7 protein-coding genes and 2 pseudogenes are annotated in these 8,980 nt (G+C 72.6%); 5 read left to right on the top strand and 4 right to left on the bottom strand.

Translation table 11 applies throughout. From position 1 onward, the window contains the following. The 5 genes and pseudogenes from AB0M52_RS25535 to AB0M52_RS25515 form a co-directional block, all read left to right on the top strand. Positions 1-230: potassium-transporting ATPase subunit C (locus AB0M52_RS25535; protein WP_363958478.1), on the top strand; the 230-nt coding region annotated here is incomplete at its 5' end. Between the two features lie 90 nt (positions 231-320). Continuing rightward, positions 321-2,876, top strand: coding sequence for a DUF4118 domain-containing protein (locus AB0M52_RS25530; protein WP_363958475.1), 2,556 nt, complete (start codon positions 321-323; stop codon positions 2,874-2,876). Further along, a complete protein-coding gene (locus AB0M52_RS25525) occupies positions 2,873-3,568 on the top strand; it encodes a response regulator (protein ID WP_363958472.1) in 696 nt (231 codons plus the stop codon). The genes AB0M52_RS25530 and AB0M52_RS25525 overlap by 4 nt, the downstream gene beginning before the upstream one ends. 97 nt (positions 3,569-3,665) lie before the next feature. Next, positions 3,666-4,214, top strand: a pseudogene (locus tag AB0M52_RS25520) (TetR family transcriptional regulator); the annotation flags it as partial. 248 nt (positions 4,215-4,462) lie between these two features. Then, a pseudogene (locus tag AB0M52_RS25515) lies at positions 4,463-5,146 on the top strand (ABC transporter ATP-binding protein); the annotation flags it as partial. Here AB0M52_RS25515 and AB0M52_RS25510 read toward each other — a convergent pair. The 4 genes from AB0M52_RS25510 to AB0M52_RS25495 all read right to left on the bottom strand — a co-directional run. Then, positions 5,116-5,889 carry an SDR family oxidoreductase gene (locus AB0M52_RS25510; RefSeq protein ID WP_363958469.1) on the bottom strand — a complete coding sequence of 258 codons (774 nt, stop codon included), beginning with the start codon at positions 5,887-5,889 and terminating at the stop codon, positions 5,116-5,118. The pseudogene AB0M52_RS25515 and the gene AB0M52_RS25510 sit on opposite strands and share 31 nt — an antisense overlap. Beyond that, the gene (locus AB0M52_RS25505; protein WP_363958466.1) at positions 5,882-7,366 is read right to left on the bottom strand and encodes an NAD(P)/FAD-dependent oxidoreductase; all 1,485 of its coding nucleotides are present in this window, start codon (positions 7,364-7,366) and stop codon (positions 5,882-5,884) included. Before AB0M52_RS25505 ends, AB0M52_RS25510 begins: the two co-directional genes overlap by 8 nt. 151 nt (positions 7,367-7,517) lie before the next feature. Beyond that, positions 7,518-8,186, bottom strand: a complete 669-nt coding sequence (locus AB0M52_RS25500) for a phosphotransferase (protein ID WP_363958463.1) — start codon at positions 8,184-8,186, stop codon at positions 7,518-7,520. Positions 8,187-8,344: 158 nt separating this feature from the next. Continuing rightward, positions 8,345-8,980 (bottom strand): LysR substrate-binding domain-containing protein (locus tag AB0M52_RS25495; RefSeq protein WP_363958460.1); only part of this gene is annotated, 636 nt, incomplete at its 5' end.

The raw sequence follows: 8,980 nt of genomic DNA, 5'->3' as shown, positions 1-8,980 counted from the left end.
CTGCGGACGCGGTCACCGCCAGCGCCAGCGGCCTCGACCCGCACATCTCCCCGGCGTACGCCGATCTCCAGGTCGAGCGGGTGGCGCGGGAGCGCGGCGCGGACCGGGCGGCGATCCGGCGACTCGTCGAGGCGCACACCGCCGGCCGGTCGCTCGGATTCATGGGCAGCCCCGGGGTGAACGTGCTGGAACTCAACCTCGCCCTCGACCACACGTTCCCGGCACGCTGACACGATAGGGCTGGGCTGGGACGACTCAGCCCGTCCCAGCCCGGCGCCGGTCACCCCGCCACCGATCACGCTTCGCAGAGGAGGTCTGCTGTGCCACGAGGGGAACTACGCATCTACCTCGGTGCCGCCCCCGGCGTCGGCAAGACCTACGCGATGCTCGAGGAGGCCCAGCGGCGCGCCGAACGTGGCACCGACGTGGTGATCGGCCTGGTCGAGACGCACGGCCGGCCGCACACCGCCGCCATGATCGGCGACCTGGAGATCGTGCCGCGCAGGCCGGTGACCTACCGGGGCACCACGTTCACGGAGATGGACCTCGACGCGGTGCTGGCCCGCCGTCCCGAGGTCGCCGTGGTCGACGAGCTGGCCCACACCAACGTGCCCGGCTCTGGCAACTCCAAGCGCTGGCAGGACATCCAGGAATTGCTCGACGCCGGGATCTCCGTGCTGTCCACGGTCAACATCCAGCATCTGGAGTCGCTCAACGACGTCGTCGCCCAGATCACCGGCACCACCCAGCGGGAGACCGTTCCCGATCAGATCGTGCGCGTGGCCGAGCAGGTCGAGTTGGTCGACATGACGCCGCAGGCGCTGCGTCGGCGGATGGCGCACGGCAACATCTACCGCCCCGACAAGATCGACGCGGCGTTGGGGAACTACTTCCGGGTCGGCAACCTCACCGCGCTACGCGAGTTGGCGCTGCTCTGGCTCGCCGACAAGGTCGACGAGCAGCTCGACGCGTACCGCCACCAGCAGGGCATCTCGGCCACCTGGGAGGCCCGGGAACGGGTCGTCGTCGCGCTCACCGGCGGCCCGGAGGGGGAGACGCTGATCCGGCGCGCGGCCCGCGTCGCCGCCCGCAGCAAGGGCGCCGACCTGCTCGCGGTGCACGTCGCCCGCAGCGACGGCCTGGCCGGCGCCGACCCGGCGCAGCTCGCCCGGCAGCGGGTGCTGGTCGAGAGCCTCGGCGGCACCTACCACCAGGTCCTCGGCACGGACATCCCGGCCGCGCTGCTCGACTTCGCCCGCGGCGTGAACGCCACCCAACTCGTCCTGGGGGCCAGCCGCCGGGGCCGATTCGCGCAACTGTTCGCCCGGGGTGTCGGGGTGACCACCACGGCGCTGTCCGGGCCGATCGACGTGCACCTGGTCACCCATCCCGAGGCCGGACGCGGTCGACGGACGGGCGGGGTGCCGGCGGCGTTGTCCCGGCGTCGCCGACTGCTCGGCTTCGTGCTCGCCGTCCTCGGTATGCCGGTGCTGACCGCGCTGCTCACGGCGCTGCCCGACCTCACCCTCACCAACGACATCCTGATCTTCCTCGCCGCCGTTGTCGGCGTCGCGCTCGTCGGCGGCCTCTGGCCGGCGCTGCTCGCCGCGCTCGGTGGCTCCCTCCTGCTGAACTGGTTCTTCACCCCGCCCTTCTTCACGTTGACCATCGCCAAGCCGGATAATCTGCTCGCCCTCGGCATCTTCGTCGGCGTTGCCGTCGCGGTCAGCGGGGTCGTCGACGTCGCCGCCCGCCGCACCCGGGAGGCCGCCCGCGCGTCCGCCGACGCGCAAACTCTCGCCACCGTTGCCGGTAGCGTCCTGCGCGGGCAGCGTCCCTTGACCGCCCTGCTCGACCGACTGCGGGAGACGTTCGCGCTGCGCGCGGTCAGCGTTCTCGAGTCGGTGGATGCCACCGAGGGCCGCCCCGACCGGGCGCGCGAGGAGGGTGCCTGGCGGGTGGTCGCGAGCGTCGGCGAGGCGCCTGCGACCAGCCCCGGCGCGGGCGAAACCGCCGTGACGGTCGACGACCGGCTCACCGTCGTGCTCTGCGGCCGCCGATTGGAGGCCGCCGACCGGCGCGTCGTCGAGGCGTTCGCCGCCCAGGCGGCCGTCGCGCTGCGTCAGGAACGTCTCGCTGAGCAGGCCGCTGCCGCCCGGCCCCTGGCGGAGGCAGACCGGATGCGCACCGCGCTGCTCGCCGCGGTCAGCCACGACCTGCGTACCCCCCTCGCCTCGGCGAAAGCAGCCGTGTCCAGCCTGCGCAGCCACGACGTCCACTTCGATCCCGACGACCAGGCCGAACTGCTCGCCACCGCCGACGAGTCCCTCGACCGGCTCGACCGGCTCGTCGCCAATCTCCTCGACATGAGCCGCCTACAGGCCGGAGCCCTCGGCGTCCACCCCATCGCCATCGGCCTGGAGGACGCCGTACCCCGGGCCCTGGACGAACTCGGCCCCACCGCCGCCGACGTACGCACCGACATCCCCGCCGACCTGCCCGCCACCACCGCCGACCCCGGCCTGCTCGAACGGGTCCTGGTCAACCTCGTCGCCAACGCCCTGCGCCACAGCCCACCCGGACAGCCACCCACCATCACCGCCAGCGCCCACTCCGATCGGGTCGAACTCCGCGTCATCGACACCGGCCCCGGCATTCCCGAGGACCAGTGGGAACACGTCTTCCTACCGTTCCAGCGCCTCGGCGACCGCGACAACACCACCGGCGTCGGCCTCGGCCTCGCTCTGTCCCGGGGCCTCGCTGAAGCCATGGGCGGCAGCATCACACCGGAGACCACCCCAGGTGGTGGTCTCACCATGGTGCTGCGGCTGCCCGCTGCCACACCCGCCGATTCCAGAGAGGGCACGCGGGAATGAATCGGATCCTCGTCGTCGACGACGAACCCCAGATTCTGCGGGCCCTGCGCATCAACCTGCGCGCCCGCGGCTACGACGTCGCCGTCGCCGCCACCGGCACCGCCGCACTCAAGGCCGCCGCCAGCCACCCACCCGACCTCGTCGTGCTCGACCTCGGACTGCCCGACCTCGATGGCGTCGACGTCATCCGAGGACTCCGCGGCTGGACCAGCGTCCCCATCATCGTGCTGTCCGGCCGCGCCGGCAGCAACGACAAGGTGACCGCCCTCGACGCCGGCGCCGACGACTACGTCACCAAACCCTTCGGCGTCGACGAACTGCTCGCCCGCATCCGCGCCGTCACCCGCCGCCTCCACACCGCCGCCGACACCACCGACGGCCCGGCGAGCCCCCTCGTGCGGGTGGGGCGGCACACGGTCAACCTCGCCGACCGGGTCGTGACCCGCGATGACGGCGCTGACGTCCGGCTCACTCCCACCCAGTGGGGCGTCCTGGAGAAACTGTTGCGCCACCCCGGCAAACTGATCACCCAACGCCAACTCCTGCACGACGTGTGGGGACCGGAGTACCAGAACGAGACCGGCTACCTACGCCAGTACATGGCCCAACTTCGCCGCAAGCTCGAGGATGACCCGGCCCGTCCGCGGCACCTGATCACCGAGCCCGGCATGGGCTACCGCTACCGCCAGTGACCCGGTCGACCATCGGAAGCAGTGCCAGTTGCGTACCCCGAAGGCTGGGGGCGGCCGGGCATTGCGGATCGATTGAACAAGTGTTTAATCTGGATTCGTGGCGTCGGGGGACGTGGCATTCGATGATCGAGGTGGCGAGTTCGCCACCGCGAGTCGCATCCGTGACGCCGCCATCGCCCGATTCGGCCGTGACGGCTTCCGGGTCGGCCTACGCGCCATCGCAGCTGACGCCGGGGTGACCGCCGGCCTGCTCATCCACCACTTCGGTTCCAAGGCCGGGCTGCGTCGCGCCTGCGACGAGCATGTCCTCGCGGTGATGCGCGAGGAGAAGGCGAAGGCGTTGACCGACGGCACCGGGGCGATGCTGTTGGCGCAGATGGCCGAGGTCGAGCAGTTCGCGCCGATGGTGCAGTACCTGCTGCGCAGCATGCAGGCCGGTGGCGACCTGGCGCTCAGGCTGGTCGATCACATGATCGCCGATGCTGAGGCGTACCTGTCGGCGGGCGAGGCGGCCGGGGTGGTCCGGCCCAGCCGGGACCGGGCCGCCCGGACGCGGTACCTGGCGTATCAGGCGACCGGCAGCATGTTGCTCTGGTTCACCCTGCACGGTGCTGACGCCGAACCCGAGGACTTCCCCGCCCTGTTCCGCCGGTACATCGAGGAACTCGCGCTGCCCGCGCTGGAACTGTTCACGCAGGGGCTGCTCGTCGACCGGTCGATGCTCGACGAGTACCTGATGTACGTGCCGGATCCGCCGCAGGCCGACGACGCAGACGACGCTGCACGCTAGCCACCACGTCCCGGCGTGGCCCCACCACCTTCCTAGATCCTCCGCGATCGACCACACCTGGCCCCAGGCTGCTCCTGGGCCCTCCTCGAACGAGGTCTACGACGATGACCGCTGCCATCGACATCCAACACATCGACAAGTCTTTCGGTCGGGTGCGGGCGCTGGACGGGCTGGACCTGCGGGTCGCCACCGGCACCGTGCACGGCTTCCTCGGCCCCAACGGCGCCGGCAAGTCCACCACCATCCGGATCCTGCTCGGGCTGCTCCGCGCGGATGCCGGCCAGGCCCGGCTGCTTGGCGGCGACCCGTGGGCGGACGCCGTGCGCCTGCACCGCCGGCTCGCGTACGTCCCCGGTGATGTGGAGCTGTGGCCCAATCTCACCGGCGGCGAGGCGATCGACCTGTTCGCCCGGCTGCGCGGCGGCACCGACCCGGTTCGCCGCGACGAGCTGTGCCAGCGCTTCGACCTCGATCCGAGCAAGAAGGGCCGCACCTACTCCAAGGGCAACCGGCAGAAGGTGGCCCTGATCGCGGCGCTGGCCAGCGACGTCGAACTCCTTCTCCTCGACGAGCCCACCGCCGGCCTGGATCCGCTCATGGAGGCGGTGTTCCAGGAGTGCATCCGCGAGGCGAAGGACGCCGGCCGTACCGTGCTGCTGTCCAGCCACATCCTCGCCCAGGTCGAGGTCCTCGCCGACCAGATCTCGATCGTCCGACAGGGAAAGATCGTCGAGACCGGCTCGCTGACCGACCTGCGTCACCTGACTCGTACCTCGGTCGACGCGGTCACCGACCGGCCGACCAGGACCCGACCACGGCGGCGGGTGACGCCGCGCAGGATGACCTCGGCGGCGGTGGCCGGTGCGATGCTGAGTAGCCGCTCGAACCGCTGGCGGCCGGCCTCGAACTCCGCGCGGTCGACGCCGCTGCCGAGCCGGGCGTCGCGGGCGATGCGGGTGCGGATGCCGCCGGGGTGTACGCAGGTGACGCCGATGCCGTCGGCGACGAGCTCGTGCCGCAGCGCCTCGGTGAAGCCACGGACGGCGAACTTGCTGGCCGAGTAGGCGGCCTGGCCCGGCGGGGCGATCAGGCCGAACAGACTGGAGATGGTGACCAGGTGCGCGCCGGGCTCGGCCTTGAGCGCCGGCAGCAGCGTGTGGGTCAGCTGCACCACGGCCCGGAAGTTGACGTCGATGACCCAGCTGAACTCGTCGAGGGTCACCTCGTCGAACCGGCCGCCGAGCGCCACCCCGGCGTTGTTGACCAGCAGCCGGATCCGGGGATGCCGGTCCCGGATCCGTTCGGCGACGGCTGCGGTGGCGGCCGCGTCGGCCAGGTCGACCACGTACGTTTCCACCGGCCGCCCGGTGGCCCGGATCTCGCCGGCCACCGCGTCGAGCCGTTCGGCGTCCCGGTCGAGCAGGATCAGCGCGCTGCCCCGGCGGGCCAGAGCGTCGGCCAGGGCGGCACCGATGCCGCCGGCGGCGCCGGTGACCACGGCCGTGCCGCCGGTGAAGTCGAACCTACGCATCGACGGAACTCCTTCGGGCCGAGTCCGCCCGGGTGAACCGGACGCCGGGGTCGGTGAGCCGCCCATACCGCATGAGCAGCAGGTCGCGGGCGTAGTTCTGGTGCAGCCGCCAGGGCGCCCGGTGCCCCTGCCGGGGCAGCTGCCCGACGCCGCGCCGCACGTACCCGGAGTTGAGGTCGATCAGCGGGGCGCGCGGGCCGTCGGGCGGGGCGAGCGGCGTGACGACCTGCGTCCCGGTGTGGTCCAGGTGGCGCAGCAGCCGGCACACGTACCCGGCGACGAGGTCGGCCTTGAGCGTCCAGGAGGCGTTGGTGTAGCCGAGGGTCAGGGCGAAGTTCGGCACGCCGGAGAGCATCATTCCCTTGTACGCGACGGTCTGCGGCAGGTCGACTTCCGCGCCGTCCACCCGCAGCGTCATCCCGCCGAGGGCGAGCAGGTCGAGGCCGGTTGCGGTGACGATGACGTCGGCCGGCAGTTCCGCACCGGAGGCGAGCCGGATGCCGCGCTCGGTGAAGGTGTCGACGGTGTCGGTGACCACGTCGGCGCGCCCGTCGGCCAGGGCGGTGAACAGGTCCCCGTCGGGGACGATGCACAGCCGCTGGTCCCACGGGTCGTAGCGGGGGGCGAAGTGGCGGTCGACGTCGAAGCCGGCCGGTAGCCGCCGGGCGGCGGCCCGGCGCAGCAGCTTCTTCACCAGTCCGGGGGCGCGCCGGCTGAGCTGGTAGTTGGCGGTGGCGAGCAGCACGTTCTTCCACCGCACGGCCGAGTACGCCAGGCGCGGCGGCAGCCGGCGTCGCAGCGCGTCGGCGAGCCCGTCGCGCGCCGGCAGCGCCAGCACGTATGTGGGTGAGCGTTGCAGCATGGTCACCTGGGCGGCCCGCTCGGCCAGCGCCGGGACCAGGGTCACCGCGGTGGCGCCGCTGCCGATCACCACCACCCGCTGGCCGGTGTGGTCGAGGTCGGCCGGCCAGTGCTGCGGGTGCACGATCCGCCCGGCGAACCGTTCCTGCCCGGTGAAGTGCGGGGTGTGGCCGGCCTCGTAGCGGTAGTAGCCGGTGCAGGCGAAGAGGAAGGTGCAGGTGAGCGCCACCGTCTCGGCGGTGTCGTCGCGGCGGGCGTGCACCGTCCAGCGGGCCTGCCGGCCGTCCCACTCGGCCCGGACGACGCGGTGCCGGAAGCGGATGTGCCGGGTGACGTCGTGCTGGTCGGCAGTGCGGCGGAGGTAGTCACGGATGGTCGCGCCGTCGGCGATCGCCTTCGGCTCGGTCCACGGCTGGAAGGCGTAGCCGAGGGTGAACATGTCGGAGTCGGAGCGGATGCCGGGATAGCGGAACAGGTCCCAGGTGCCGCCGACGGCTTCGCGTGCCTCCAGCACCGCGTACGTCTTGTCGGGGCAGCTGCGCCGTAGGTGGCAGGCGGCCCCGATGCCGGACAGCCCGGCCCCCACGATGAGCACGTCGACGTGGTCGGAGGGCATCTCATCTCCCGCTCGCAAGGTGGTGCCCCGGACCCTACCTCTACCCCCCACGCGGACCAGACCCGCGCCGATCTTGCACTTTTCGTCGCGACAAAGAGGGTGAGAACGCGCAATCCGGCGACCGAAACTGCATGATCGGCGAGATTGGGGGCTAGTGGTGGGTGGCGGTGGTGAGGAGGAGGAGGGCTGCGGCGGAGGCGAGTTGGGCGCGTTCGGTGGGGGTCAGGGTGGGGGTGGCGCGGCGGATCGCCACCGCGTCGTCGACCAGCGGCTCGGCGTGGCCGCGGATCGCGTGCAGGTAGTCGCGCATCAGGTCATGTGCCGCGGCGGCCACCGGCTGGGCCGGGTCCACGGCGACCTGGGCGAGGATCAGCGCGGTCATCGCGACGTCCAGGCCCGGTGGGCCGTGCCGGACGTTGCGCCAGTCGATGAGCACCGGACCGCTCGGGTCGAGGATGACATTGTCCGGGTGCACGTCCAGGTGCAGGATCCGCTCGCCGGTGCCCGCGCCGGGCAGCGGCGCCAGCCCGTGCAGCCGGCGGTGCAGGTCGGCGAGGATCCCGGCGGCCGGCCCGACCTCGATGGTCGCGTCGGCCAGCGCCTGGAGCAGGGTCGGGCCGGGCACCCGGCGCAGGATCAGCTCAGCGCCGTCGGCGTGGTGCACCCTCGGCACCGGAAAGCCGGCCGCGTGCAGGTGGTTCATGAACCGGGCCTCGACCGTGACGTCGGCGCCGTCCCGGTAGCGGCGGAGCACCCGGTCGGCGTCGAGGGCGTACACGTCGGCGTCCCGGCCGGAGGCGAGCGGGGTCGAGGCAGCCATGACCACGACGGTAGCCGGTCCCACCAACGTCCATGGTGGACGCCGGATTAGCCGCGCCGGTCGCCGGCCGGGATCAATTCGGCCTCGCCCGGGCCACCGCGCGCCGGGCCGAGGTGCTGGTTCTCCGATCCTGTTCGGCGTGCGCTGACGGCGCCGGCCTATCCGCCGAAGTCGGGGGCGGCGGGCTGGTCGGTGGTGAAGGTGCCGGCGGCGGCCCGGAGGGCGGCGATGCAGGCGGCCACCGCCGGATGGTCGGCCGCTCCCCGGCGGTAGGCGACGCTGGTGCGCCGCCGCAGTGCCAGCGGCAGCAGCGTGACCGGCGGCAGCGGAGGGCTGAGCGCCAACTGCGGTACCAGGCCGACGCCCTGACCGGCGGCGACCAGGGCGAGCAGGGCGGTGAAGTCGTCGGCCTGGTGTCGTACGACGGGCTGGTAGCCGGCCGCCTGGCAGGCGTGCACGGCCACCGAGTGGCACAGGGTGCCGGGGGTGCCGACGATCCAGTCCGCGTCCCGGGCGTCGGCGACCGGGTCGGCGCGTTGGTCCTGCTGGTCGGCCGGGTCGCCGGCGGCCGGCACGGCGAGGAAGACCGTCTCGCGCAGCAGCGGCGTCGAGTCCAGCGCCGGGTCCGGCTCGGCCGGCACGATGTCGTAGTCGTGCGTCAGCGCCACGTCCAACCGCCGCTCGCGCAGCGCGGCCGGCACGGCGACCGGGTCGAGTTCGGTGACGGTGAGGTCGAGCGCGGGGTGCTCGCGGGACAGCGCCACCAGGGCCGCCGGCAGCAGGGTGCGTACGGC

Origin of the sequence: Micromonospora sp. NPDC051296 (genome assembly GCF_040682255.1) — a bacterium.
Lineage (GTDB): Bacteria > Actinomycetota > Actinomycetes > Mycobacteriales > Micromonosporaceae > Micromonospora > Micromonospora craterilacus.
This window is presented reverse-complemented; position numbering and strand designations above follow the sequence as displayed.

Bases quoted from the DNA above. Each gene is read 5' to 3' on its own strand.
- AB0M52_RS25525 (WP_363958472.1), top strand. From the start codon at position 2,873: ATGAATCGGATCCTCGTCGTCGACGACGAACCCCAGATTCTGCGGGCC.
- AB0M52_RS25510 (WP_363958469.1), bottom strand. From the start codon at position 5,889: ATGCGTAGGTTCGACTTCACCGGCGGCACGGCCGTGGTCACCGGCGCC.
- AB0M52_RS25505 (WP_363958466.1), bottom strand. From the start codon at position 7,366: ATGCCCTCCGACCACGTCGACGTGCTCATCGTGGGGGCCGGGCTGTCC.
- AB0M52_RS25500 (WP_363958463.1), bottom strand. From the start codon at position 8,186: ATGGCTGCCTCGACCCCGCTCGCCTCCGGCCGGGACGCCGACGTGTAC.